This is a genomic window from Brevibacterium sp. CT2-23B (assembly GCF_013168765.1).
GTDB classification, from domain to species: Bacteria; Actinomycetota; Actinomycetes; order Actinomycetales; family Brevibacteriaceae; genus Brevibacterium; species Brevibacterium sediminis.
In genome coordinates, this window is sequence record NZ_JABBYK010000001.1 from 87,885 (window position 1) to 113,284 (window position 25,400).

Here is a 25,400-nt window from a genome sequence, read left to right on the forward strand (position 1 = left end):
AGGAGCAGATGAGATTCATCGCCACGGGGGACTGGCAGCTCGGCATGACCGCGCACTACCTCAGCGACGAGGCCCGGCCCAGGTTCCACCGCGCCCGCCTCGACGCCGTTGCCCGCATCGGAGCGCTCGCCGCCGAGACGGGCGCGGAGTTCGTCCTCGTCTGCGGGGACGTGTTCGAAACCAACCAGCTCGACCGCGCGATCATCGCCCGGACTTTCGAAGTCCTCAACGCTTTCACCGTGCCGGTCGTGTTGCTTCCCGGCAACCATGACCCCTTGGACGCCGCATCGATCTATGACTCCCCGGCCTTCTCCTCACGGGTGCCCTCGCATGTGCATGTCCTGCGCGGCAGCGACCCGTTCACCGTCGTTTCCGGGGTCGAGATCATCGGCGCCCCCTGGTCTTCCAAACATCCTCAAGGGGATCTCGTCGCCACAGCGACGAAAGACCTCGCCGAGGTGGCTGCCGGTGATATCCGGATCATCGCCGGCCACGGAGCCGTGAGCGTCCTCGACCCGGATCGGGAATCGCTGGCCACCATCGACACCGACCATCTGCAGGCACTGCTGCGCGACGACTGGGCCCAGTTCGTCGCGCTCGGCGACCGGCACGCGACCTTCGAGGTCGCCGACCGCATCTGGTATCCGGGAGCACCGGAAGTGACCTCTCGGCGGGAGACCGATCCGGGCAACGTGCTCCTCGTCGACATCGATGCCGACACCCACCGGGCCGAGGTCGAGAAGGTCCACGTCGGCACATGGGCATTCACCGTCATCGAAGCCGACCTCAACTCCGCCGAGGATGTCGCCGATTTCGAAGAGCGGATGAATGTCGTTCCCGACAAGGACCGCACGGCGGTGTGGCTGATCCTGCGCGGCACTCTGCCGACGGCGGCGAAGGCCCGACTCGACGAACAGCTCGACCACTTCTCCGACCTGTTCGCGCTCGTCTCACTCTGGGAGCGTCACATGGACCTGGCCGTCGTCGCTGCGGACGACGACTTCGCCGATCTCGGACTGAGCGGATACCTGCAGGAGACTCTTGACGAACTCTCCGCACGTGCCACCGCAGACGACGACTCAGCAGTCACGGCCCAAGACGCACTCGGTCTGCTCTACCGATTCGCCAGGAGCGGCTCATGAGACTCCATTCCATCCGCCTCATCGACTACCGCGCGATCAGCGACGCCACCGTCGACTTCAGCTCCGGGGTGACGATCGTCGAAGGCCCGAACGAGGTCGGGAAGTCCTCGATCCATCAGGCCATCACGCAGCTGCGCGAGGACAAGGACAGCTCCCGCAAGGCCAGCGTCAAAGACACCCAACCGGTCGGTTCCGACGTCGGTCCGCAAGTCGAACTGCACCTGAGCACCGGGGACTACGAACTCCGATACAGCAAACGCTGGATCAAACAGCCCTTCACCGAGCTGAGCATTCTCAACCCCGTCCCCCAACAGCTCAGCGGCAGCGAAGCACATGAGCGGTTCTTGGCGATCCTCGACGAAACCGTCGATGTCGACCTGCTCGACGCTCTCGACGTCGCTCAGGGCCGGAGCCTCGACCAGGCTTCCCTGGCCGAGATCAAGGCACTGCACGGTGCTCTGGGCGAGGCCGGGGAGGAACCGGCTGACCACGATGCCTTCCTCGACAGAGTCGAAACCGAATACCTGAGGTTCTTCACGGCAAAGGGCAAGGAGACGGGTGAGCTGCGAAGGCTCACCGAAGAACTCCCCGGCGCCGAAGAGCAGCATCGTGAACTGAAGGCTCGCAGCGCCGATATGGACGGGCTCGTCGACCGGCATGCTCGAGCAGCCGAGCGGCTGACGAATGGGCGTACTCAGCTGGCATCGGCCGTGACCGAACGCGAAGAGGCTGAACAGGCTGTGCAGTCCGTGTCCGGGCTCAAGACCGAACTCGATCGAGCTCTCGAACGCGCGGGCGTCGCACAGAGAGAACGTCAGCGTGCCGAGGAGGCGCGAGACCGACGTCAGGCACTCATCACCGAGGTCACCGCGGCCGAAGAGTCGGTGAAGACTGCCGACGATGCACTCAAGACGGTCACGACCGCACAGCAGGAAGAGGACTCGTCTCTCGCCGAGGCGCAGAAGGGCCTCGAGGCCAAACAGGCCGCACTCCTCACCGCTCAGGTTGAAGCGAAGACCGCAGCCGCCGATCTCGCTCGGGCCCGCGCACGCAGAGAGGTCGACACTCTGCGGAAGAGGCTGGCCGACATCCGCGACCAGGAACGCAGAGCAGCCGAGGCGAAAGCGACGATCGGGTCGATCACCGTGACCGCGAAAGACGTGGAGAAACTCGGAGGACTGTTCACCGAGCTGCGCATTGCGCAGAACGCGAAGACCGCGGCCGCCGCACAGATCGTCGCCCGCCGCCTCGGCGATACCGCCGTGAGCATCGACGGAACCGATGTGCCCAAGGGGTCCGCCGAGGAATTCGCCGTCACCTCGGACCTGCAGATCCTCGTCGACTCCGTCGTCGACATCACTGTGCGACCGGGACAGTCACCAGCCGAACTCGACCGGGCCCTCGACTCCGCGCAGACCTTTCTCGACGCGGAACTCGACCGGCTCGGCGTGACCTCCCTAGAACAGGCACGCGAACGCAGCGAGGTGCGCACCGATGCCGAGTCCGTGCTGGCCGAAGCCTCATCGACTCTGCGGGTGCTCATCGGCGACGACGACCGCGACGGACTCGATGCCGCGCTCACCCGAGCCAAACACGTGGCGGGGGACCCCGCTGATACGAGCGGAACCGCCGCATCGATCGACGACCTCGAAGCACTGGTCGAATCGACGTCAGCAGCCGTCGACGATGCGACCGCGCAGGTCGAGACGGCCAGAACCACGCTCGAACGCATTCGCACCGACCGGGATGAGGCACGTGTGGCAGCCGTGCGTGCACAGTCGACGCGCGAACAGGCGGCGACGACGCTGCAGAACCTCAGCACCCGCCTGAGCATGGACAGGGAAGCGAACTCCGATGAGTCCCTCGACGAAGCACTGACCGCTGCCACGGCGACACAGACACAGGCTGAGGACGAAGCCGCTGCCGCACGCTCCGCATACGAGGCCGCCGACCCCGAGACTCTTGAGATGCGACTGCAGAACGCTCTCCAGCTCGTCGACAGCAAACAGAAGCAGCAGGAGAAGGACCGGCAGGAGGTCGATCAGCTCTCGGCTCTCATCGATGACCGTGCGGCCGAGGGCATCTACGACAAGCTCAAAGCTGCAGAGCAGAACGTGGAGTCCATTCGGTCGAAGCAGGCTCGCATGCAGCGGCAGGCAAATGCGATCCGACTGTTGCGCGACACCGTGCTCGCACACAAGGAAGAGGCTCAGCGGAGGTACGTCGCCCCGTTCAAGGAGGCGATCGAGAAGCTGGGTCGGGTGATCTTCGGTCAGGGACTGTCGGTGGAGATCTCCGAGAACCTCGAAATCGTCTCCCGCACGCTCGACGGACGCACCGTGGCCTTCGACGCGCTTTCGGGCGGGACGAAGGAACAGCTGGCGCTCATCGGGCGACTCGCCGTCGCCACCCTCGTCGATGCGGAAGCCGGAGCACCGGTCATCCTCGACGATGCCTTCGGCTTCTCCGATGAGCAGCGCCTGTCCGCCCTCAACGTCATCCTCGGCAATGTCGGCCGCACGGCTCAGGTCATTCTGCTCACCTGTCAGCCCGACCGCTTCGCCTCCATCGGCGGCGCCGAAACCGTCAGCCTGGGCTGAATCTCGGCGTCCAGTCTCGGCGTCGACAAGGAAGCATGCGTTAACCTGGGGGTCATGCGCGAGAAGACCTATGCCGATGAAGTCATCGTCCGCTGCTCCGGCGGCGGGTACTACCGCACTCGCTGGATTCCGCTGATGTCATTCAAATCCATCCGCTTCGGTGCGTATCGCTTCCAATATTGCCCGGTCCACGGCCGATGGGAGATGGCAGGCATTGTCGAGGACGACGAACAGACTCCGGAGACTGTCAGCGAGGCAGACAAGTATCCGGCATCCCGCGTCCCCTGAACGACACCGACGCCGCGGAAGCCGGATTCGCGCAAGACCGCCCTGGCCCCAGCCTCAGTCGGCAGTGCCCGCTGCTGCCTTGGCCGCCCGGGCGGCTTCGACGGCATCGGCGCGGATGGTCCGTCGCAGGATCTTACCGGAACTCGTCTTCGGCAGCTGATCGATGAACGTCACCTGGTGCGGAGCCTTATAGGAAGCGAGCTTCTGCCGGCAGAATGACATGATCTCCTCAGCGGTCGCCTCAGCGCCGGGCTGCAGGGTGACGAAGGCCGACACATCCTCGCCGCGGTAGTCATCGGGGATGCCCACGACAGCTGCCTCCTGGATGGCCGGGTGCATGTAGAGCACATCCTCGACTTCCCGCGGCCAGACCTTGAAGCCGGAGGCATTGATCATGTCCTTCTTCCGGTCGACGATGAACAGCCACCCGTCTTCATTCATGAACCCGACATCGCCGGTGTGCAGCTCGCCGTTGGGGATCTGCTCCGCGGTGGCCTGCGGGTTGTTGAGGTAACTGGAGACCACCTGCGGTCCGGAGATCGCAACCTCTCCGACCTCCCCGGGGCCCATGGGCTGACCGTGGTCATCGAGGATGCGGATCATCACATCCGGCTGCGGCAGACCGCAGGCGAGGTTCCCGCTGTCCGGGTCGACCGGGGCTTGGAATCCATGCGGCACGGTGGCGACCTGGGCGCAGGTCTCCGACAGGCCGTAGCCCTGACCGACATAGATCTCGGCACGCTCTTCGAATTTGTTGACCAGTCCTTCGGGCAGCGGTGCACCGCCGGACATGAGGGATTTGAAGGATGCGAACTTCTCGGCGCTGAAGTCGGGGTGCGCCATCATCGCCGTGTAGATCGTGGCCGGGCCGGCCATGTACGCAGGCTTCTGCCGATCACATAGAGCGATGAGCGAACCGGGTTCGAAACGATAGTTCAGGATGAGCCGGGCACCGCCGGCCACGGCCGCAAGGAACTGGCAGATGAATCCGGTGATGTGGAACAGGGGAGCCAGTGAGACGTAGCCGTCGCCGGGACCCAGGATCGGGTTGCGCAGGCAGTAGCGCGAGTTGCTCGAGATATTCGCATGAGTCGCTGCCGCTCCCTTCGACCGTCCCGAGGTGCCGGACGTGTAGGCGATGAGACCGAGGTCCGACGGAGCAGGGGAGTACGGGGTGAAGTCGGTATCGAGGTTGTCCTCCACCGCCTCTGCGAACGCAAAACGTCCTTCGGCCGGCGGCAGGTCCTCGAAGCGCGGCAGCTTGTCGAACATCGCATAGATCGCATCAGGGCCATCCGTCTGGAAGCTCCGGTCATCACTGAGCACAACCAGCGGCAGGTCCGAGGTATAGTCCTTGACCCGGTCGAGATAGGCAGCCTGAGAGACGATGAGTCCCTTGACCTCGGAGTCGGCGAAGATGTGCTCGAGCTCGCCGCGGTACATGGGGTTGAGGGGGACGACGGTGCCTCCGGCTTTCCAGACCCCATAGGTGGAGATCGCGAACGCGGGGGTGTTCTGATCATAGATGCCGACACGGTCGCCGGGCTTGATCCCGTGGGCCGAGAGGAAGGCAGCGAAAGCTGTCGACCACCGGTCGAACTCCGCCCAGGTCAGGGTGAATCCGTAGTAGTTGATGCCTTCCTCGTCGCCACGGGCGTCGACTGTTGCAGCCAGGTCGGCCAAGGGCGTGGAATCCGGCAGCACATAGGGCTCCTGAGCGAGATCGCCCAAAGTGGTGATCCATGGGCGATCCTCAAACCAATTGTTCGTCATTGAACATCCTTTCGCAGGCGGTGCCGGGCCCGTGCACACTGCTGCGGGCCCGGTGGGGTCTCACTGTATCGCGGAAGAGCCGACCTCAGCCGCGGTATTTCCTGATCTCATTGCGGGCGATGGAGCGCTTGTGCACTTCATCCGGTCCATCGGCCAGACGCAGGGTGCGCATATGCGCCCACATCCGGGCCAGTGGGAAGTCCTCGGTGACTCCGCCGCCGCCGTGGACCTGAACCGCCCGATCGATGACCTTCAGCGCCATCGTCGGTGCGACGACCTTGATCTCAGCGATCTCGTTCTTCGCCACCTTGTTGCCGTACTTGTCCATCATGTCCGCGGCGTGCAGGGTCAGCAGCCGAGCCTGATCGATCTCGATCCGGGACTCGGCGATCCAGTCTTGGATGTTCGCCCGGTTCGACAGCTTCTCACCGAAAGTCACGCGAGATTCTGCGCGCTTGACCATGAGTTCGAGCGCCCGCTCGGCGGCTCCGATGGCACGCATGCAGTGGTGGATCCGGCCCGGACCCAGGCGCGCCTGACTGATGGCGAAGCCTTCGCCCTCGCCCTTGAGAATGTCCTTGAACGGCACGAGCACGTTCTCGAAGATGATCTCGGCATGGCCCTCCCGGTCGGCGTAGCCGTATACGGGCAGGTTGCGCACCACGGTGACTCCGGCGGCATCGATCGGCACGACGAGCATCGACTGCTGACGGTGCACCTCGGCGGTGGGATCGGTCTTGCCCATGACGATGAGCACCCGGCAGTTCGGGTGCATCGCGTTCGACGCAAACCACTTGCGGCCGTTGAGCACGAATCCGTCGTCGGTGCGCTCCATGCTCATCTCGACGTTCGTCGCATCGGAGCTGGCCACGGCCGGCTCGGTCATGGCGAAGGCCGAAGCGATCTCACCCTCGAGCAGGGGCCCCAGGTACTTCTCCTTGTGCTCATCCGTGCCGAAGACCGTGAAGACCTCCATATTGCCGGTGTCCGGTGCATTGCAGTTGATCGCTTCGGGGGCGATCTCCAGGCTGCGCCCGGTGATCTCGGCCAATGGAGCGTATTCGAGGTTCGTCAGCCCGGGTCCCCATTCCGGGTGCGGGTGGAAGAGGTTCCACAGGCCCTGCTTCTTCGCTTCGGCTTTGAGGTCTTCGAGGATCTGCGGCTGTGTGTGGGGGCTGGCCGCCGCGGCCATCTGCTCGGCGTAGACCGGCTCGGCCGGGTAGACGAATTCGTCCATGAAGGCGTTCAGACGCTCCTGATACTCGCGTCCGCGTTCGCTGATTTCCAACACGTGGGCTCCTTGCTTCTCGGTGGGTCTCACACTGCTGTGAGGTCTGGTCTCGGGTGAGTCTCACTCGGTGGTGGGCTCGGTGTCACTGTTCGCTGAGTCGGGCTTGGTATCGGGACATTCCGCGCAGCCAGCGGTCGTAGTCGCTGCCTTTCATCCGGTACATCTCGAGGACTTCGGGGTGCGGCAGGATGAGGAACTGCTCGTTCTCGACGGCGTCGAGGACGATGGCGGCCACCTCGGCGGGTTCCAGGACGGTTCCGGCTGAGGTCACGGCCTTCTGGGCGGCGCCGCCGGCGGATCCGGCGTCGTCGAGCAGATTCGTGTTCACTCCCATCGGGCAGACCACCGAGGCGCGGATTCCGTCGTCGCGATAGGTCATGGCCAACCATTCCGCGAATCCGACTGACGCATGCTTGGTCACCGAATACGCGGCCGAGCCTATCTGCGTGAGCAGTCCTGCCGCCGAGGCGGTGGCGACGAAATACCCGGAACCGGCCTCCTGCCAGCGGGGGACGAGTGCCTGCGCGGCGCGGATATGGGCGCGCATGTTGACGTCGATGATCGCGTCCCAGTCGGCGTCGGAGTCTCCGAGCATCGCCGGACCGATGATTCCGGCATTGGCGAAGTACAGATCGATCCCGCCGAGGCGGTCGTCGGCAGAATCGATGAGCGCACCGATTCCTTCGACCGATGACACGTCCCCCGTCCACGCGAATGCCGAGGTGCCGAGTTCGGCGGCGGTGTCGACGACCGTGGGGGAGAGGTCCGCGAGAACGACTGACGCACCGCGTTCGATGAGCTCGGCGGCCAAGGCGGCGCCGATTCCACCGGCGGCCCCGGTGACCACTGCACGTTTGCCAGCCAGGGATGAGGTCATGATCTCTCCAACAGGTCGAGGGCTTGGCGAGCGAGGTCTTCGACCCCGGCTCCGGCCTCTTCCGGGTCGAGATCGAGGTCGCCCATCTTGCCAGTCGCCAGTCGTGTGTAGACGCCTTCACGGATACAGGCCAGTTTCCACATCGCGAACGCCGAGTAGTAGCTGACATCGTGGACTTCGTGCCCGCTGACTTCCTGATAGCGGTCGATGAGTTCGTCTGTGGTGGGGAAACCGTCGTCGGCTCGGGGCACCCAGATGCTGGTGTACTGTTCGGGCACCGTGAGCATGGCGACGAAATAGCCGAGGTCGGTGAGCACCTCGCCGATGGCTGTCAGCTCCCAGTCGACGACGGCGTTGACCGACCCCGACGGCGCGAAGATCATATTGTTCGGTTTGAAGTCCCCGTGTGCGATTCCCACGGGCGAGCCCGCAGGGTCGGGCATGGCCTCGCGGAGGACATCGTGGACTTCGTGGATTGTCGGAGTCTCGCGCATCGCGATCTTCTCGACCTGCCCGATCCAACGACGCAGCTGCCGGTCGATGAGTCCGCCGGGTCGACGCAGATCGGACAATCCGACAGCATCGACGTCGACGGAATGGATCGCCGCCAGCGCGTCGACCATGCCGAATGCACAGTCGCGGCGGTTCTCAGGTGGGATGGACTCCCACTCGGTGGGAGTGTTGATCGGGAATCCCGGGCAGTGGTCCATGAACACGAAGGGCACGTCGAGGACCTCGGGGTCGTCGACGATGTCGAGGACGGTCGGCACCGGAACGTCACTGTCATTGAGCGCTGCCATGATCCGGCCCTCGCGGGCGACATTGTGAGCGCTGCCGCCCTCGTGGCCCAGGGGAGGGCGGCGCAGGACCCAGCGTGGGTTGCCGTCGACGAGGATGGTGAACGTCAGATTCGACCGACCGACCGACATCACTTCGACGTCGAAATCGCTGATCCCGAATCTCCGCTCGATCCATCTGCCGATGCTGTCCGCATCGAACCCTGCCGGTGATTGTGTCATCCTTGACCTTCCCGAGTGAACAGTCGTTCAGTAGAGTTCACAGTATTCATCCCGAGCGGGGGAGTCAAGCCGTGAAAGTGATCACGGTCATAGCCGCTCGGTGTGATAGAGGTGAGAAGACCGCCGACACCGGAGCTCGAGTGTTCCGTGTGCGTCACAACGATAGCGAGGAAACAATGAAAGCCATTCGCGTCACCGCTCTGACCGGCCCCGATGATGTGGAGCATCTCGATGTGGAGCGCCCGTCGCCGGGGCCGGGCCAGGTGCTCATCAAGGTCGCATATGCCGGCGTGACGTTCCCCGAAGTCCTGCAGACTCGCGGAATGTACCAGGTCAAGCACGACCTGCCCTTCACTCTGGGTTCCGAGGCCTCCGGCGTCGTCGCCGAGGTGGGTCCGGACTCCCGCTACTCCGTCGGGGACCGCGTTGCTGCGATCACCGGAAAGGGTACCTTCGCCGAATACCTCGTCGCCGGTGACGAGGCCACCGTGAAGGTCCCGGATTCGGTTTCCTTGGCCGATGCCGCAGGCATGCCGATGAACGTGCTCACCGCTGACTTCGCACTGCGGGTGCGCGCGAATGCCCAGCCTGGCCAGAGCCTCCTCGTCCACGGAGCCGCAGGCGGTCTCGGTTCGGCCGCAGTGCAGCTGGGTCTGGCGATGGGCCTCGAAGTCATCGCCGTCGTCTCGACCCAGGCGAAGGCTGAAGCGGTTCGCGAGATCGGCGCCACGCATGTCGTCCTCGCCGACGGCTTCAAGGACGCGGCGAAGGAGATCTGTCCGGGCGGCGTCGATTTCGTCTTCGACCCCGTCGGCGGCGACCGATTCACCGATTCGACACGAGTGCTCGCTCCGTTCGGTCGGCTTCTCGTTCTCGGCTTCACTGCCGGTGAAATCCCCTCGATCAAGGTCAATCGCCTGTTGCTGAAGAACATCTCTGTCGACGGCGTCGCTTGGGGCGCGGCGGCCTGGGGTCACTCGAACTTCATCCACGAGCAGTGGGACGCCGTCCTCGGGCACGTTGCCGCAGGTGACCTCAACCCGCGCATCCACGCGAACTACCCGCTCGCCGAGGCCTCCTCGGCGATCAGGGAACTCGACGGCCGTTCCGTGATGGGCAAGGTCGTTCTCGAAGTCGCGGGAGAGTAGCCGCGGGCGTTATCACCTCTTGCGGTTGCGCTTGGCGATATCGCGTCCGATGAGTTCCTTCATCACCTCGTTCGCTCCGCCGAAGATTGCCTGGATGCGGTTGTCCTTGTAGGCGCGAGCGATGGGGAACTCGAGCATATAGCCGTAGCCGCCGAAGAGTTGCAGGCAGCGATTGACGACCTCGATCTCGAGGTCCGAGCCCAAGTACTTCGCCTTGGCGGCGTCGACCGCGGTGAGTTCGCCTTCGTTGAGAGCCAGGGCACAGCGGTCGACGAACGCCTCCAGGGCGTCTACGCGGGTTTCGAGCTCGGCGAGTTCGAAACGAGTGTTCTGGAAGTCGCCGATGGTCTGACCGAAAGCGGGGCGGTCGAAGACGTATTCGGCCGTCCATGCCAGCGCTGCCCGCGCCGATGCCAGGGTTCCCGATCCGATGAGGAGGCGTTCGGTGGGGAGGTTGACCATGAGGTGGATGAACCCCTGATCGAGTTCGCCGAGGAGGGCATCGGCCGGCACCCGGACATCGGTGAACGAGAGTTCGGCAGTGTCCTGGGCATCCAGGCCGAGCTTTTTCAGTTTGCGGCCCTTCTCGAACCCAGGTGTGCCTGCCTCGACGATGAACAGCGAAGTGCCTTGAGACGCCTTCGCCTCCGGGTTCGTGCGGGCGACGACGATGACGAAATCACAGTGGATGCCGTTGGTGATGAAGGTCTTGGCGCCGTTGATGATCCAATTGTCGCCGTCGCGGACAGCCTTCGTGGTGATGCCCTGCAGATCCGAACCGGCATCCGGTTCGGTCATGGCGATCGCCCCGATCATCGCGCCCGAGGTCAGTCCCGTCAGGTACTTCTGTTTCTGCGCCCGAGTGCCCAACTCCATGAGATAGCCGGGGACGATTCCGTCTGAGACGCCCCAGCCGCTCGTGGCCGCACCGACGCCACGGCGGGCGATCTCTTCGGCTCGCACCATCTCGAACCGGAAGTCGGAGACGCCGCCACCGCCGAACTCCTCGGGGATGGCCAGGCCGATGATGCCCGACTGCGCTGCCTTGCGCCACATTTCCCGATCGACGAGGTGGTTCTCCTCCCAATCCTCGAAGTGGGGGACGACTTCGCGATCGAGGAATGCAGCGACCGATCCTCGGAATGCCTCGTGATCCTCGTTGTACAGATTCCTCTTCATCGATTGCGTCCTCTTCTCAAGCAGTGGTTGTCGCTGGGCGGGCAGACAGGCCGGTCTTCGGGCCGAGGCGATGATGTGTGCCCGGTCACTGAGCGTGCGTTCAGTCTGGCATCCGCCTGAAAAACAGTCAATACAGACTGGATCTGTGAGATAGTCGGAAGCAGCCCGTTTCGACCGCAGTTCTGCGGTGTCGAACAGCTCCAGAACGGAACACGGCAGAAGGGGATGCGATGGATGCCGGCAACCAGGCCGAACGCACTGCGCGCTCACGCGACCTCATCCTCGATGCCACGATCGAATGCCTGCTGCGCGAAGGATATGCGGCGACGACGACGGTGAGAGTCCAATCGATCGCGGGGGTGACTAGGGGGCGTCTGCTCCACCACTTTCCCTCAAAGCAGGATCTGCTCACGGCTGCAGTCAGCCGCCTCGGCGAACAGAGACTCAGCCTACGGCTGGAGGACCAGGACGACGAATTCGGTCGGATACTGGAATCGGAACGACCCGACGCCGCCGACGCCAGAAGCGATTGGGCGATTCGGACCCTGTGGACGGGGCTGATGCACGGCAGCTTCTTCTCTGCCCTCGAGCTGTGGACGGCTTCGCGCACCGACGATGAACTGGCCGGAAACGTCCGTGAGCACGAGAAGATCGTCCTCGACCGCGTCAGGGACAATGCCCGTGAGCTCTTCGGATCGGCGGTCACGCGGAACCCGGAGTTCGATGAGGTCTTCACGATGATCTTCGCGAGCATGCGCGGAATGGCCGTGACCTACACCTTCTCCCGACGTGACCCACACCGGGAGCCGATGCTCACCACCTGGCAGCGGACCGCGCGAACCCTGCTCTTGGGTGCGGCACCGGACTGACATCGCAGACCCACCGACGAGAGCCGGTGAGAAGCTGAGCGATCAGCAGCCGTAGATCTCGTCGAAGATGGTCAGGTCACCGACGACGATGAGCTTCGTCGTCGCTCTCGACATACCGACGTAGAGCATGTCGATGGCTCGCTGGGGGTCTCTGAACCCGTTGAGGCAGAGCACCACGGCGGGCCTTTCGAGTCCTTTGAAACCGAGCACATGCCCGTAGAAGACGTCCTCTTCAGCAAAGAACTGATCCCAGTAGGCTGCGATCCCTTCACTCTCCACGATGTTCTTCTGCTCCGGATGCCTGGATCCGGTGGTCAGCAGTGCGACCTGGCCGGCGTTCCACCCGGCATCCATGAGTGCTTCGACCTGCCCATCTGCTTCGGCTACGGCATCCTCGAGGCCGACGTCGATCCACTCGATTTCGTCGCCGGGCCCGTTGCGTGCGATCGGCGGTTCCAACGCGAGGTCGGCGATTCCGGCGACGATCTGCGATGAGTTGCGGAGATTCGCGTCGAGCTGGATGGGGTTCATCGTGATCGGTGATTCGCCGTGACGGTCGAAGATCCGTTGGCGCTCATCGGTGAAGACGTAGAGGGTGTCGGCAAGCTGATTGCGCAGGCAGGATTGGACGGCTTCCCACCACAGCAGGCTGAAGTCCTGGCCTTCGTCGATGACGATGGCGTCGAAGAGTCTCTTGCGCGGACGCTCGTCGGCGAGTTCCTTGAGCATCGTGGGCAGTCGCTGTTCCCAGTACTCCGAGTCGTCGTCGCTGCCGGTGGGCGCACCCCAGCTGATGGGCAGGTCGTGGAAGAGCCCGACGAACGCGGGCCGGTCGACTTCGGGCCATTGTGCGGTGAAGAGCTGGAGGAAGCGGCCGAGCCCGCGGGAATAGCACATAAGGGCGACCTTCTTCCCCTCCTGCGTCAGCGCTCTGGCCTTGAGCAGGGCCAGATAGGTCTTGCCCGATCCTGCACCGCCGCTGATCTCGGCACGATTCTGGTGGCGGAGGATGCGGATGAGCTTCGCCTGCTCACGGCTGAGGGCATCGGCTCGGTCAGAGATTTCGGAGGCTCTGAGCTTGAGATTCTCCACCGCCTGGTTTGTCCTGCGGAGGTTCTTCAGCACGAACTCGTGGCCGGCCGTGAGGTCGTGGCGTTCGGGGTCGAAGTCGAAGCGCAGCTGAGTGGCGATCTTCGATGCCAGGGAACCGATCTCGGTGCCGTCGACGAGCTGATGCCTCGGCGCGTCCGGCTGGTCCCAGTCGCTCGGCAGTTCCGTGTAGGGGAGGACCGCAAGGTGGCTGATCGGTCCGGGGAGGCGGGAGAGCCGCGGGCGCAGATAGTCCACGAGGGTGTGCTTGGCGATCATCGCCTGCTCGAGGGGAGAGGTGGGCAGTCGGTTTCGCTTTCCCTGGGCGCCGGAGGTGAACCAAGCGCCGTCGACGACGTCGACGCGTCCGCCTTTGACCTCGACGACGGCGATGCCGGCGCCCGGCCACAGGATGAGGAAATCGATCTCGACATCCTTGTCATCGCCGGTCAGTCGTTGACCATGGATGATCGCCGCTGCATCGGGCAGCTGCCGGCACAGAGCATTCCACACGAGCTCCTCGGCCGTAGATCCATTGAAATCTGGCTGTTCGGGAATCAACGTGACCATGACACGAGATTAACCCAGACTCAGTCGCAGAAGACCGGCGACACTGCAACGGAAGTTCCGCTGTAGTGCCGCCGGTCTGCTCTGCCGTAGGTGACGCGTCACTCAGATGCGGTCACGAGGGGTCCGGACGGTCATTTCGCGTCGTCGACGAGCTCCGATTCGTCGAGGATGACGTCCGCGCCGGTCTCGGGGAGGCCGCAGCCGCGCAGCGAGGCACCGTTCGTCTCCTTCATGAAGATCGTGGCAATCAAACCGATCGCGCATGCAGCCATGACGAGGTAGGCGGGAATGATGGTGTTTCCCGTCGCGCCGATGAGTCCATCGCTGATCGAGGGTGCGGTGCCACCGAACAGTGCAGTGGAGACGTTGTAAGAGATAGCGAAGCCTGCGAAGCGCACAGGTCCGGGGAACATCGCCGGGAACGTTGCCGAGATGGTCGAGATCTGCGGGATGTAGAGGACACCGAGGACGGCCAGTCCGATGAGTGCCCACACGAAGCCATTGGCCATGAGCATGAACATCGGAATCGCCGCGACGAAGAGGCTGATGAGCGAGAAGTACCAGACGGGCTTGCGTCCTACCTTGTCCGAAAGCATTCCGCCGAACGGGATGAGGATCATCATGAATGCCTGGGCGAGGAACATCACGGTCAGTGAGGCGTTCGCGCTCATGCCGACCGGGTTCTGCAGGTAGGTGGGCATGTAGGACAGCAGCGTGTAGTTGACCACGTTGACCGCGACGACCATGCCGCCGAGGACGAGGAGCTGCTTCTTGTAGTTCGCGAACAGGGTCGCGAAGACCTCCTTGACGGACTTGCCTTGATCGCTGTTGTCCAGCTCTTCATAGACAGGGGATTCGTCGAGCTGTGAGCGCAGGTACAGGCCGACGACGCCGAGCACACCGGCGAAGACGAACGGAATCCGCCATGCCCATTCCGTCATCGTCTGTTCGCCGAGTCCGAGCTGCAGAAGGAGGACGAAGAGCGAACCGGCGGCCATTCCGGCCAGAGTGCCGAATTCGAGGAAGCTGCCGAAGAATCCGCGCCGGTTGTCCGGGGCATATTCGGCCATGAAGGTGGCGGCACCACCATACTCACCGCCTGAGGAGAAGCCCTGGATGACGCGGAGCAGAACGAGGATGATGGGTGCGGCGACGCCGATCGTGGCGTAGGACGGCAGCAGCGCGATGCAGAAGGTGGAACCGGCCATGAGCAGAATCGTCAGCGCCAATACGCGTTTGCGGCCGAGGCGATCGCCCATCGGGCCCCAGATGATCCCGCCGAGTGGGCGGAAGATGAAGGACACTGCGAACGTCAGCAGCGCCATCAGCTGAGCATGCTCGCCGGGGAAGAAGTGCTGAGCGAGATAGGTCACTGAAACGGCGTAGAGACCGTAGTCGAACCACTCCGTCGCATTGCCCAGGGCGGAGGCGGCGACGGCCTTGCGGACCGTCTTGAGATCAGGTTCGGGCGGGGAAGCAGGTGATGCGGATCCTGAGGTATAGGGGATACTCATGAATTCCTCCAGTCATGTGGACCACAGTCGAAGTGATCCTTCATTCGAACCGAAGCCACGTTACGAGCCTGTGCTCAGCTTCTCAATCGAAGAATCCTGTCAAATCATCGGCGTGTCATTAGGAGAATATTCGGCTTTGGCGTATCTGACCTGGAAGAATGCTCTTCGTCGTCAATATCGGAGCGGCAAGTCTTCTTCACAGGGAACAGTGAAGTTATCGTTATGGCAATCGGGTTGACAGAAAACTCAATCAATGACCGAATTTGTCTGTGCAAGCGAAAAGAGTAGTCTTCTCTTTCTCCTCAGCCGACCGTTGCGCCCACCCCCGTTCGCGAAAAGAGCGGAGGGACCGCGCATATGCACGATCCCTCCACTCAATCGACTCAGGCCGAATGGCTCAGGTGTCAGAACGGTGGCGCTGGATCAGGACGCCGCAGATTCCTTCGCCGCGGCTGCTGCACGCTGATCCATCGCCGGAGACGTATCGATCCCGCGAGCGTTGAGGCGACGCTTGACCAGCGGCCACACGGCGAAGAGCACCGCAGTGGCGACTAGGCTCGTCCACACCTGTGCCCGGCCGTCCTCGCTGAGGAGCATGATGACGACGACGCCGATGACGACGATGATGAGGAAGATGTTGAGGATCGGCGTCAGCCACGATTTCAAGGTCAGAGCTTCTCGCTCGGCCGGGCTGAGTTTGAGTCGCATGCGCCACTGGGCGAGGGCAATGAAGACATAGACGAAGAGGGCTACGAGACCGCCGGAGTTCATGATGAAGTCGAAGATCCCTGATGCCGGGACGGTGAAGTTGGCGACAACTGCCGCCAGTGCACCGAGGCTCGAAGCGATGAGAGCGGCCACTGGGACGTTCGTCTTCGAGCGCTTGCGGATGAGCGCGGGCGCATACCCTTTGTCGGCCAGGGAAGCGAACATGCGGGAGGCCGAATAGAGGCCGGAGTTGAGCACCGAGATGACGGCGGTGAAGAGGACGATCGTCATGATCGCCGAGGCGCCCGGCAGACCGAAGAGACCGTAGACATGAGCGAACGGAGCGATCGTATCGGGATCGGGCAACTCATCCCAGGGAACCGCGGTGACGATGATGAGCACGCCGCCGACGAAGAACAACATGATCCGCCAGATGACGGTCCGAGTGGCCTGGTTGATGCCGCGAGCCGGATCGACCGACTCGGCCGATGCCATGACAGCGATCTCGGTGCCGAAGTAGCTGAAGATGACGGTGGCCACGCCGATCATCACGGCACTGAAGCCCATGGGCATGAAACCGCCGTGGTCCCACAGGTTGGATACGGAATTCGTCGCGTTGGGCCAGGCGCCGAACACGAAGAGTGCACCGACGATGAGGAAGACGACGATCGTGATGACCTTGATGCTCGCGAGCCAGAACTCGACCTCACCGAAGACGCGGACCGAGAGGACGTTCGTGCCGATGAAGACGATGACGAGGAGGAGGGACCAGAGCCAGGTGGGAATCGCGGGGAACCAGCCTGACATGATTCCGCCGCCGACGACCGCTTCATAGGCGATGACGCCGACCCAGAAGTACCAATACAGCCAGCCGACGAGGTAGGCGGCCCACCCGCCCAAGGACTCGTTCGCGTACTCCATAAAGGAGCCGACGGCAGGTCGTCGCGCCGACATCTCACCGAGCATCCGCATGGCGAGGAAGACGAGAAGTCCGCCGATGAGATAGGAGAGGATGGCAGCCGGTCCAGTCGAGCGGATGACGTTTCCGGATCCGACGAAGAGGCTTGCACCGATGATGCCGCCGAGCGTGATCATGGTGATGTGCCGGTTGCGCAGCTTGCCGCCCCCAGCGGCGTTGTCAGTGTCAGCACCCGAGTTGTGGGGTTCGCTCATAGAGCTTTCTCCTTGTGAGACCAGGGCTCGGATTTCGCACGAATGCCGAGCCTCCAGGCAGTCACTGTTGAAACTGCCTCCGGGATTCTACACAGAAGTCGCGAGAATCAGATGTCGTCGATCACACGGTGGTCGGCGAATGGAGTTGTCAGCGCAGTATTGTCAATCGTGCCGGTGGGACGCGTGCTCGTCGATCCACGTCCAGCCGGGCGGCATCGGCGCCCATGCGGCGACATCGCGGCCGGCTTTCGAGCTGTCGGCGAGGACGACGACTGCTCCGGCCCGCTCGGCGATGAGCTCTTTCGTGCGTGCTTCGTCGAGACTCGGTTCGCCGAGGCCCTGTGCCGGATCCACGGCATCGGCACCGAGGAATGCAACGTCGACATGGATGCGCGACAGCGCATGATCGGACAGCGCGCCGGTGGTGCCGTGCGACAGTGTCGAGACCTCGCCGCCGACCATGATCACTGTGGGGCCGGCGGGATGAGCCAAGGCCAGCGCGATCTCGAGACCGCGAGTGAACACGGTGAGCTCTTTGCGGTCCCTGATCCGCTCGGCCAAACGCACGGTCGTCGAACCCGCGTCGAGGAAGACGGTGCGCACTCGGGCGTCGTCGAGTCGTTCGAGCGCTCGTGCGGCGATCGTGTCCTTCGCCTCCGCCTGCTGCTCCATGCGCTCGCCCAAAGGCGGTTCGACATAGCCGGCGGCTGCGGCTCCGCCGATGGTGCGGATGATCTCGCCGTCTGCGGCCAACTCACGCAGGTCGCGGCGGATCGTCGATTCCGAGGTCTCGAGAGCCTCGGCCAGGCGAGGTATGCTCCACGAGCCGGTTTTGAGCAGGCCGAGAATGGCTTCGCGGCGGCGCTGAGTCCCTGAGCGGATCGCCATCTGTTCTCCCTCTCATTCGGCAGTGATCCGGCCGCAGCGACGCCGCGGCCGGAGATACGACTCAGCCTACTGCGGCAGGTACTCCGCGCGGATGCCGTCGACGAACGGAGCGTAGCCGATGGCCGCGCGGTAGGCCGAGCGCATGGTGCCCGCATCGGCGATTCCTTGACCGGCGATGTCGAAGGCGGTTCCGTGATCGACCGACGTGCGCAGGATCGGCAATCCGACGGTGACCGAGATGGTGCCGTCGAAGTCGAAGGTCTTCGATGCGATGTGCCCCTGATCGTGGTACTGAGAGAGGATTCCGTCATAGCGGCCGGTCAGCCCCTGGTGGAAGACGGAATCCGCCGGGATCGGTCCGGCGACTTCGAAGGCGCCACCCGCATTGACCTTCTCCACGGCCGGGCGGAGGATCTCGATCTCCTCGTCGCCGAAGGCGCCGTTCTCGCCACCGTGGGGGTTGAGAGCAGCGACGGCCAGTCTCGGCGAGGTGACGCCGTAGAGCTGGAGGGCACGATGGGCGCGTTCGATGGAGTCGACCTGAGTGTCCACGGTCAGGGCGTCGAGAGCCTTGCGCAGGGACATGTGGCGGGTGGCGAAGAAGATCTGGAGTTTGTGGTCGGGGACCTTCGTGTTCTCCACGACGAACATCGTGTCCTGCTTCGTCACTCCGGTCAGCTCACCGAGCATCTCGGTGTGCCCGAGGTGCTGCGAACCGGACTTCCATACGGCTTCCTTGTTGATGGGGCCGGTGACGATGCCGGCGACCTGCTGATCCATGGCCGCCTTGGTGGCGAGCTCGATCGCGGCCACCGAAGCCCTGCCGGCGCGGGCATCGACGACTCCCCAGTCAGGAAGGTCATCCCCGAGAACGCCGATATCGAAGACGTCGATGACGCCTTCACCGGCTGACGGGGTCGACCAGTCGGAGATGGAGCGCAGTTCGACGTCGAGTCCGAGGACGTCGACGGCCCGTTTCATCACGGCCAGATCCGCCACAGCGATTCCATGCTGATCGTCTCTGCCGGCGAACTCCGCAAGCACCGTGGCGGTGATCTCCGGTCCGATTCCGACCGGGTCACCCACGGTCACGGCGAGTGCTGGTGCTGTCATTTCTGTCTCCTCAGATGGTTCGGATGGATGTCGGTGGGTGGGGTGCTGGGGTCGTCGTGCACGATTCAGTCTCGCCTGACGCGAGCAGTCGTCGACAGGAATTCGAGGCAGTCGACGGCGGTGCCGGTGTCACCGATGAGCCCGCCTTTCGTGACGATCGGCAGTCCGTCAGCGCTTCCGCCGACGAGGCGACCGCCCACGGCCAGAGGCACGATCTCCTTGTCTATCTCCATCCCCATCGCACCGAGCTCGCGCATCACCGTGGCAGTGACGTCCCCGCCGGTGGTGTAGAGGCCGGAGACCGGGATGGCGGACATGACCGCCGAGGCGATCAGTGCCAGGCGCCGTGTCGTCTCTTCGGATTCAGCGTCGGTGAGTTCGCGCAGGTCGCTGGTCTCGAGGACGGTGGCGATGATGATCGCCCGCGCCGAGGCGGTCCGATCGATGAGGCCGAGTGCGGCCTCGACATCGGGCAGTCCCGCGTCGTCCAAAGGTGCACGCAGGACCGTGATCGTGGGGTCCTCGGCCACTGCTGCAAGCTGTGCACGGGTGACCTCAGTGGCCGATCCCGAAATGCCGAGCAGAATGCCGTCGGCGCGAGTCGGCAGCCGAGACTGAGCCAGGGCGAGGCTGCCGGGCCCGGGGTCGATGGTCACCCAGTCCAACCGCTCACCGTCGGCCAGACCTGCCCGGTCGCGGATGTCGGGGGAAGCCGCCTCGGCGAGCTCGTGGCTGATCTCAGCCATGACGGACCCGACGAGGTCGATGTGGTCGGTGGTCAGGGCATCGGCGATGAGCACGTCCGTTCCTTCGCCGATGGCGTCGAGTACGGCGGTGCGTACGGCATCCCGACCGGCCAGCACCGTGGCGATATCGATGAGGCGGCTGTTGAGATCCGTGCCGGCGGCAAGGATGTCCTCGATGACGGAGGTGCGCATGGGGGAGCGGACGTCATGGGCGAGCTCGGTGTGTTCGAGCAGTCGGCCGCCCAGCAGCTGTCGCCCCTGCACGGTGGTTCTGCCTGCGGCAGGGAACGCCGGCACGCACAGGCCCAGTACGCGGTGGCGTGGCCCGTCGGTCGCGGCGAGAGATCGTCTGCGGGCCGAGATGGCGGCGGCCGCGGCGGGTCCGACGTTGCCGCGCAGGGTGGTGTCGATTCGGCATGCTACGAGGTCGACAGCCCCGGCGGTTTCGATGAGCTCGGTGTAGAGCTCACTTGCCTGCCGTGCGGGCAGGTGCCGGGAGTCCGTGTTGACGACGACCGCGTCGAAGTCATCGAGCAGTCCGCTGATGTCGAGGTTGCCGGCCGGCCTGGTATCGGTGACGGTGATCGTCCGCAGCCCCGCCTCGGCGAACAGGGCTCCGCACGCATTTCCGCCGGTGAGGTCGTCGGCGACGATGAGGATGCGCGGACTCGCCTGGGCCGAGGCGGCTGCGGTCGTTTCGGAGTCGGACATTCGGGAGGCGCTCATACGACCAAGTCGAGCACGAACAGCAGCGGAAGGGAACAGATCCACACGGCGGTGGTGATTCCCGACCAGCCCTTGATGGCATTGATTCCGTCGAGGCCGGTGAACCGGGTGACGACCCAGAAGTAGGAGTCGTTGAAGTAGGAGAAGACCATCGAACCGGCGGTGCAGGCCATCACGGCCACCAGCGGGTCGAGTCCCAGCGGGGCGATGAGCGGAGCCGTCACCGAGGCGGCGGTGATCATCGCGACCGTGCCCGATCCCTGAGCCAGACGCACGAGCGAGGCGATGAGGAACGGGACGAGGAGGGCCGGCAGGCTGATCGAGGCGATCGCCTCGGCGAGGGCATCACCGACGCCCGACTCGCGCAGCACCAGTCCGAAGCTTCCCCCGGCGCCGGTGATGAGCAGGATGAGTCCGGCTGAGGCGGCGCCGTCGGCCAGCCAACTCTGCACCTGGTTGCGTGGGGTTACGCGGGGCAGCAACGTGTAGACGGCGAGGACGAGGCCGATGATCAGAGCGACGACGGGGTTACCGAGGAAGGCCAGAGGTGCGACCCAGGCGGAGGGCTCGTAGGCGTCTCCGGCAAGTTCGCCCTGAGCGTTCTTGTCGATCGCGGTGCTCACGGTGTTGGCGACGATGAGCAGGAGCGGGACGATGAGCGGAAGGAAACCGAGGAAGGCGCCCGGCTTCTTCGACGAATCGGGAGCGGAATCGGGTCCCGTCGCGTCTCCGCCTTCGGCGGTGAGGACGGTGCCTCCGGCGGAACCTGATGCGGTTTCGGCGACCGCCTCGGCGTAGACATCATGCTTGACCTGGGCGTTGAGGACGGGTTCGAGCTTCGGTCCGATCCAGCGAGCGTAGACGACGACTACGGGCAGAAGGACGACGGTGAACACGAGACCGGCGAGGATGACTGCACCGATATCGGCGCCGAGGATGCCGGTGGCTGCCAGCGGACCGGGCGTCGGCGGCACCATATGGTGGGTCAGCGTCATTCCGCAGCCGAGAGCCAGGGCGAGGGTGACATAGCCGCCCTTCTTCACGCGGGCGATCGAGCGGGCCAGCGGGTTCATGATGACGTATCCGGAGTCGCAGAAGACGGGGATGGAGACGAGGGAGCCGACGGTGCCCATTGCCCAGGGCTCACGGCCTTTGCCGAAGGCGCGCAGGAAGGCGCGGGCAAGGGAGTCGGCGGCACCGGAGACTTCGAGGATCTTGCCGATGCCGACACCGAGTCCGATGACGATGCCGATGCTGGCCAGGGTGTCGCCGAAGCCCGTGGTGATGGAGTCGACGATCGAGAGCAGGTCCTGGCCGGCGACGATGCCGGTGACGACCGCTGCCAGGAGCAGGGCGATGAAGGCGTCGAGCCGGGTCGCGAGCACGATGACGACGATCGTCGCGATTCCGGCGACCAGCGCCAGGATGAGTTGCAGGTCCATATGGTCCTCCGCAGTGAGGCCGGCTCAGGGAGCCAGGGCGTGTGGTTCTCATTGGCTTCGACCTGATGTGCGATGCCCGTTGGGCAGTCGACGATCAGCATCGAAGTTGAACAGTATGAGCAAGTATGTGTCATAACTGCGCATTTATGCAATGTTGAATCTCGGTGCGTTCGTCTCGGCTCGGTGAATGCGCTGAGGGGTACGGTCCGGATAGGCTTCGTCACGAGGGCGCGGGACTGCGTCGCGGCGCTCTGGCATCGAACCGTTCGGGCTCCGCGCAGTCGAGTAGTCGGGAGGAGACCGTCGCCGATGGCATGGAGTACTCGTGATTTGGCGGATCTGGCCGGTACGACGGTCAAGACGGTGAGGCACTATCACGATCGCGGGCTGCTGGCCGAGCCGGAACGCGCCGCGAACGGCTACAAGCAGTACCGTGCCGAGCACCTTGTGCGGCTGCTGCAGATCAGGCGGCTGAGCGAACTCGGCTTCTCGCTCAGCCAGATCCGCGACTTCGAGCCCGGTCTCATGGTCGACGCTCGGGGTCGAAGTGGTCAGGGCGACGGTGCGGTCGTTCGCGACGGCGGGCGGGCCGAAGAGGTGGGAGAGATGCACTCGGCGTTGAGGGCGCTGGATGCGGAGCTGGCAGCTGACATCTCTCGTCGGGAGCAGATGCGCGAGGACATCGCGGCCATTCTCGATCACGGCACTGCCATGGATCTGCCGAGCGGATTCGGAGAGGTGCGGGGCACCCTCACAGAAGCGGATCGAGGACTGCTCCTCGTCTATTCCCAGGTCCTCGACGCGAAGTCTGTGGCGTCCCTGCGCGCGATGCTCGCCGAGGTGAACTCGACCGAGGCATCGCGGGAGTTTCAATCGATCTCCCCGAATGCCTCTGCAGAAGTGAGAGACAACCTGGCTCGACGATATGCTCCGCAGGTCAAGGCCATCGGCGAGAAGTACGGTTGGGCGGATCTCCTCGACGACGTTCCGCGTAGGAAGCGCAGAAGGATGCAGCAGACGATCGGTGAGGCCATGGTGCGGCTCTACAATCGCGCCCAGATCGAGGTGCTGGTGCGGGTCGAGGAGATCAATGGGACGGCGGGTGAGGATCGAGCACCGGCCGAATCCGAAGAAACTTCTGGCTGAACCCTTGACCCTGCCCTTAGGGCACAGTTTTTGCTGAGGGTGTCAAGCAGTTCGGAGCTCTACGGAAGGACCGAGTCATGCAACTCCAGATCGACACCTCAGTTCAATCGCCCAGCCGGGCCGACCGCCCCGGCTGGTCGGAGATGATCGTCGGCCTCATCGCCTATGTGCTCGCATTCGGTGCGGTCTTCCTCATCCTCAAGATGATTCCGGATGGTCTCTCCGAGCTGGGCGGCGTCATTCAGCTTGCGCTGTCCGGGGTCATGGGACTGGCCGCATTCGCCGCCGCCTATGTGATCAAGCGCCGCGGACTCGCCGCCTTCGGGCTGCGCAAGGCATCCTGGAAGTCGCTTCTCCTCGGCGCCGGACTCGGCGTGGTCTGCTGGATCCTCGGCGCGATCGTCTCGCTGATCGCCTATTCGGTCAACGGCGGAATTGAGAACGTGCAGGGCGACTATCAAGCTGCTGCCGCCGGGGGAGTGCTCGCGGTCATCGGCACCGTGATCATGGGCTCGATACTGACGCCGCTCGGGGAGGAGTTCTTCTTCCGTGGTGTGCTCACATCGGGGCTGCTGCGTTTCGGGCCGTGGGTCGGAATCATCGTCAGCGCGGCGATCTTCGCCCTCGCTCACGGAATCAACCCCGTCCTTCCCGTTGCGTTCATCGTCGGAATCATCAATGGGATTCTGTTCCACCGGACCGGATCGGTCTGGCCGGGAGTCGTCTCTCATGGCTTCAACAATGCCTGCGCGGCGTTCGTTCCCGTTGTTCTTGCCGCTTTCCTGGGCTGAAGGAGTGTCGCTACGAAGGCGGTGCCCCTGCCGGACTCGAGAGTCCGGCAGGGGCCGGGTGTAGGCGGAGGATCCTTAACGGCCTCCTTCTGATGTTGGGCTGGTGCTCTCTAGGCTGGGAGTTCAGGCGCGCGGATCGACGATGATCTTCACGTGTTGCTCGTTGTTGTTGATGAGTTCGTCGAACCCGCCTGAGACGAGTTCGTCCAGGCCGATGCGTGCGGTGATGAATGCGGAGAGATCGATGGTTCCGTCGGCGGCTAGTCGGATCGTCTCGGGGTGGTCACCGGAGTAGCCGATCGTTCCTCTGAGATCGATCTCTTTGAGGACCAGCTTCGGCATATCGACTTCGGGCTTATGCCCCCAGATGGAGACGTTGACGATGACGCCTCCGGGGCGAGTGGCGTCGATGAGCATGTCCAGAACCGCGGGAACGGACGAGCATTCGAATCCCACGTCGGCTCCTCGCCCATCCGTGCGCTCGCGAACGGTCTCTGCGACATCGGAATCTCGCGGATCGAGAACTTCATCGGCAACGCCAGTCGACAGTGCCATCTCCTTCCGCGCCTCAGAGAGTTCGGAAATGTAGACGGTCAGCCCCTTGGCCTTGAGGACGGCGGCGGTGAGGAGGCCGATCGGGCCCGCGCCGCCGACGACGGCGATCTGGCCTGCTCCAGCATCAGATCGCACAACTGCGTGGTGCGCGACTGACAACGGTTCGATCAGTGCAGCTTGATCGAGTGGAATGTCGCCGATGGGGTGGACCCAGCGACGCTGGACGACGATCTTCTCCGATAGCCCGCCACCGCGACCGCCGAGGCCGATGAAGTTCATATTCTCGGACAGCTGATAGCTCTGACCGGGGCTGGTGTCGACATCGTCGGCGATGATGTAGGGCTCGACGACGACGTTCTGGCCGACCTCCAGATCGCTGACACCTTCACCGAGTTCGGTGATCGTGCCGGAGAACTCATGTCCCATAGTCACCGGCGCGGATTCGCCGGAGATCGGGTGGGGGTGGCCCGCCGGTGGGACGAAGATCGGCCCTTCGAGGTATTCGTGGAGGTCAGTTCCGCAGATCCCGCACCATGCCACGTCGATGGCGACTGTGCCCGGTTGCAGTTCGGGCTCTGGAATATCGTCGATCCGGATGTCTTTGCGTGCGTGGAACCGTGCTGCTCTCATGTTGAGTCCTTTCGTGAGGCCTATATGGGCCGTTCGGCGTTCTTCGACGCTAGAGCGCCTGCGACATGAGAGCCAGGGTTGCATGGGATTGCACGTGAGGGGACTCACCGTTGATTTATACCC

General features: G+C 63.9%; 20 protein-coding genes. 7 read left to right on the forward strand and 13 right to left on the reverse strand.

The genetic code is table 11. The features are described from left to right. Window positions 1-8: 8 nt before the first annotated feature. The 3 genes from HIM68_RS00405 to HIM68_RS00415 are packed head-to-tail and all read left to right on the forward strand — an operon-like array spanning window position 9 to window position 4,030. Window positions 9-1,142, forward strand: a complete 1,134-nt coding sequence (locus HIM68_RS00405; RefSeq protein ID WP_172168693.1) for an exonuclease SbcCD subunit D — start codon at window positions 9-11, stop codon at window positions 1,140-1,142. Continuing rightward, window positions 1,139-3,742 (forward strand): AAA family ATPase, encoded by a 2,604-nt coding sequence (locus HIM68_RS00410; RefSeq protein WP_172168696.1) that lies wholly within the window; start codon window positions 1,139-1,141, stop codon window positions 3,740-3,742. Before HIM68_RS00405 ends, HIM68_RS00410 begins: the two co-directional genes overlap by 4 nt. Window positions 3,743-3,796: 54 nt before the next feature. After that, window positions 3,797-4,030, forward strand: a complete 234-nt coding sequence (locus tag HIM68_RS00415) for a hypothetical protein (protein ID WP_172168699.1) — start codon at window positions 3,797-3,799, stop codon at window positions 4,028-4,030. 54 nt (window positions 4,031-4,084) lie between these two features. Here the strand turns inward: HIM68_RS00415 and HIM68_RS00420 are convergent, their stop codons facing one another. The 4 genes from HIM68_RS00420 to HIM68_RS00435 form a co-directional block, all read right to left on the reverse strand. After that, on the reverse strand, window positions 4,085-5,803 hold the full coding sequence (locus HIM68_RS00420; protein WP_172168702.1) for a class I adenylate-forming enzyme family protein: 1,719 nt from the start codon (window positions 5,801-5,803) through the stop codon (window positions 4,085-4,087). Between the two features lie 85 nt (window positions 5,804-5,888). Continuing rightward, window positions 5,889-7,094: an acyl-CoA dehydrogenase family protein gene (locus HIM68_RS00425; protein WP_172168705.1), complete on the reverse strand. Its 1,206-nt coding sequence runs from the start codon at window positions 7,092-7,094 to the stop codon at window positions 5,889-5,891. A gap of 82 nt (window positions 7,095-7,176) precedes the next feature. Next, window positions 7,177-7,971: an SDR family oxidoreductase gene (locus tag HIM68_RS00430; protein WP_139907411.1), complete on the reverse strand. Its 795-nt coding sequence runs from the start codon at window positions 7,969-7,971 to the stop codon at window positions 7,177-7,179. Continuing rightward, window positions 7,968-8,990, reverse strand: coding sequence for a phosphotransferase family protein (locus tag HIM68_RS00435; RefSeq protein WP_139907412.1), 1,023 nt, complete (start codon window positions 8,988-8,990; stop codon window positions 7,968-7,970). The genes HIM68_RS00430 and HIM68_RS00435 overlap by 4 nt, the downstream gene beginning before the upstream one ends. A 176-nt stretch (window positions 8,991-9,166) precedes the next feature. Between HIM68_RS00435 and HIM68_RS00440 the strand changes: the two genes are divergently transcribed. Further along, on the forward strand, window positions 9,167-10,138 hold the full coding sequence (locus tag HIM68_RS00440; protein WP_139907413.1) for an NADPH:quinone oxidoreductase family protein: 972 nt from the start codon (window positions 9,167-9,169) through the stop codon (window positions 10,136-10,138). Between the two features lie 12 nt (window positions 10,139-10,150). On the opposite strand, the gene HIM68_RS00445 is transcribed toward HIM68_RS00440, so the two are convergent. Beyond that, window positions 10,151-11,317 carry an acyl-CoA dehydrogenase family protein gene (locus tag HIM68_RS00445; protein WP_172168708.1) on the reverse strand — a complete coding sequence of 389 codons (1,167 nt, stop codon included), beginning with the start codon at window positions 11,315-11,317 and terminating at the stop codon, window positions 10,151-10,153. A gap of 230 nt (window positions 11,318-11,547) precedes the next feature. On the opposite strand from HIM68_RS00445, the gene HIM68_RS00450 reads away from it, so the two are divergent. Further along, a complete protein-coding gene (locus HIM68_RS00450) occupies window positions 11,548-12,186 on the forward strand; it encodes a TetR/AcrR family transcriptional regulator (RefSeq protein ID WP_172168710.1) in 639 nt (212 codons plus the stop codon). 42 nt (window positions 12,187-12,228) lie between these two features. On the opposite strand, the gene HIM68_RS00455 is transcribed toward HIM68_RS00450, so the two are convergent. The 7 genes from HIM68_RS00455 to HIM68_RS00485 form a co-directional block, all read right to left on the reverse strand. Then, window positions 12,229-13,845 (reverse strand): nuclease-related domain-containing DEAD/DEAH box helicase, encoded by a 1,617-nt coding sequence (locus HIM68_RS00455; protein WP_172168712.1) that lies wholly within the window; start codon window positions 13,843-13,845, stop codon window positions 12,229-12,231. A gap of 131 nt (window positions 13,846-13,976) precedes the next feature. Next, window positions 13,977-15,359 (reverse strand): MFS transporter, encoded by a 1,383-nt coding sequence (locus HIM68_RS00460; RefSeq protein WP_172168714.1) that lies wholly within the window; start codon window positions 15,357-15,359, stop codon window positions 13,977-13,979. A gap of 423 nt (window positions 15,360-15,782) precedes the next feature. Further along, a complete protein-coding gene (locus tag HIM68_RS00465) occupies window positions 15,783-17,240 on the reverse strand; it encodes an amino acid permease (RefSeq protein WP_229663875.1) in 1,458 nt (485 codons plus the stop codon). A gap of 162 nt (window positions 17,241-17,402) precedes the next feature. After that, complete coding sequence (locus HIM68_RS00470; RefSeq protein WP_172168716.1) at window positions 17,403-18,128, reverse strand: DeoR/GlpR family DNA-binding transcription regulator; 726 nt, start codon at window positions 18,126-18,128, stop codon at window positions 17,403-17,405. A 66-nt stretch (window positions 18,129-18,194) separates the two neighbouring features. Next, window positions 18,195-19,241, reverse strand: a complete 1,047-nt coding sequence (pdxA, locus tag HIM68_RS00475) for a 4-hydroxythreonine-4-phosphate dehydrogenase PdxA (protein WP_139469610.1) — start codon at window positions 19,239-19,241, stop codon at window positions 18,195-18,197. Between the two features lie 65 nt (window positions 19,242-19,306). Next, entirely contained in the window at window positions 19,307-20,713 is a 1,407-nt protein-coding gene (locus HIM68_RS00480) for a four-carbon acid sugar kinase family protein (protein WP_253903671.1), read from the reverse strand. Continuing rightward, window positions 20,710-22,155 (reverse strand): GntP family permease, encoded by a 1,446-nt coding sequence (locus tag HIM68_RS00485; RefSeq protein WP_172168718.1) that lies wholly within the window; start codon window positions 22,153-22,155, stop codon window positions 20,710-20,712. Before HIM68_RS00485 ends, HIM68_RS00480 begins: the two co-directional genes overlap by 4 nt. A gap of 309 nt (window positions 22,156-22,464) precedes the next feature. Here HIM68_RS00485 and HIM68_RS00490 point away from each other — a divergent pair, with 309 nt between their 5' ends. After that, window positions 22,465-23,301 (forward strand): MerR family transcriptional regulator, encoded by an 837-nt coding sequence (locus HIM68_RS00490; RefSeq protein ID WP_172168720.1) that lies wholly within the window; start codon window positions 22,465-22,467, stop codon window positions 23,299-23,301. Window positions 23,302-23,378: 77 nt separating this feature from the next. Then, window positions 23,379-24,092 (forward strand): type II CAAX endopeptidase family protein, encoded by a 714-nt coding sequence (locus HIM68_RS00495; protein WP_172168722.1) that lies wholly within the window; start codon window positions 23,379-23,381, stop codon window positions 24,090-24,092. Between the two features lie 123 nt (window positions 24,093-24,215). Here HIM68_RS00495 and HIM68_RS00500 read toward each other — a convergent pair whose 3' ends face one another. Next, window positions 24,216-25,277, reverse strand: a complete 1,062-nt coding sequence (locus HIM68_RS00500) for a 2,3-butanediol dehydrogenase (protein ID WP_172168724.1) — start codon at window positions 25,275-25,277, stop codon at window positions 24,216-24,218. Between the last annotated feature and the right edge of the window lie 123 nt (window positions 25,278-25,400).

What these genes read in the sequence shown, in the direction of transcription:
- HIM68_RS00405 (WP_172168693.1), top strand. Translation starts at nt 9, where the DNA reads ATGAGATTCATCGCCACGGGGGACTGGCAGCTCGGCATGACCGCGCAC.
- HIM68_RS00410 (WP_172168696.1), top strand. Translation starts at nt 1,139, where the DNA reads ATGAGACTCCATTCCATCCGCCTCATCGACTACCGCGCGATCAGCGAC.
- HIM68_RS00415 (WP_172168699.1), top strand. Translation starts at nt 3,797, where the DNA reads ATGCGCGAGAAGACCTATGCCGATGAAGTCATCGTCCGCTGCTCCGGC.
- HIM68_RS00420 (WP_172168702.1), bottom strand. Translation starts at nt 5,803, where the DNA reads ATGACGAACAATTGGTTTGAGGATCGCCCATGGATCACCACTTTGGGC.
- HIM68_RS00430 (WP_139907411.1), bottom strand. Translation starts at nt 7,971, where the DNA reads ATGACCTCATCCCTGGCTGGCAAACGTGCAGTGGTCACCGGGGCCGCC.
- HIM68_RS00435 (WP_139907412.1), bottom strand. Translation starts at nt 8,990, where the DNA reads ATGACACAATCACCGGCAGGGTTCGATGCGGACAGCATCGGCAGATGG.
- HIM68_RS00440 (WP_139907413.1), top strand. Translation starts at nt 9,167, where the DNA reads ATGAAAGCCATTCGCGTCACCGCTCTGACCGGCCCCGATGATGTGGAG.
- HIM68_RS00445 (WP_172168708.1), bottom strand. Translation starts at nt 11,317, where the DNA reads ATGAAGAGGAATCTGTACAACGAGGATCACGAGGCATTCCGAGGATCG.
- HIM68_RS00450 (WP_172168710.1), top strand. Translation starts at nt 11,548, where the DNA reads ATGGATGCCGGCAACCAGGCCGAACGCACTGCGCGCTCACGCGACCTC.
- HIM68_RS00455 (WP_172168712.1), bottom strand. Translation starts at nt 13,845, where the DNA reads ATGGTCACGTTGATTCCCGAACAGCCAGATTTCAATGGATCTACGGCC.
- HIM68_RS00460 (WP_172168714.1), bottom strand. Translation starts at nt 15,359, where the DNA reads ATGAGTATCCCCTATACCTCAGGATCCGCATCACCTGCTTCCCCGCCC.
- HIM68_RS00465 (WP_229663875.1), bottom strand. Translation starts at nt 17,240, where the DNA reads ATGAGCGAACCCCACAACTCGGGTGCTGACACTGACAACGCCGCTGGG.
- HIM68_RS00470 (WP_172168716.1), bottom strand. Translation starts at nt 18,128, where the DNA reads ATGGCGATCCGCTCAGGGACTCAGCGCCGCCGCGAAGCCATTCTCGGC.
- pdxA (WP_139469610.1), bottom strand. Translation starts at nt 19,241, where the DNA reads ATGACAGCACCAGCACTCGCCGTGACCGTGGGTGACCCGGTCGGAATC.
- HIM68_RS00480 (WP_253903671.1), bottom strand. Translation starts at nt 20,713, where the DNA reads ATGAGCGCCTCCCGAATGTCCGACTCCGAAACGACCGCAGCCGCCTCG.
- HIM68_RS00485 (WP_172168718.1), bottom strand. Translation starts at nt 22,155, where the DNA reads ATGGACCTGCAACTCATCCTGGCGCTGGTCGCCGGAATCGCGACGATC.
- HIM68_RS00490 (WP_172168720.1), top strand. Translation starts at nt 22,465, where the DNA reads ATGGCATGGAGTACTCGTGATTTGGCGGATCTGGCCGGTACGACGGTC.
- HIM68_RS00495 (WP_172168722.1), top strand. Translation starts at nt 23,379, where the DNA reads ATGCAACTCCAGATCGACACCTCAGTTCAATCGCCCAGCCGGGCCGAC.
- HIM68_RS00500 (WP_172168724.1), bottom strand. Translation starts at nt 25,277, where the DNA reads ATGAGAGCAGCACGGTTCCACGCACGCAAAGACATCCGGATCGACGAT.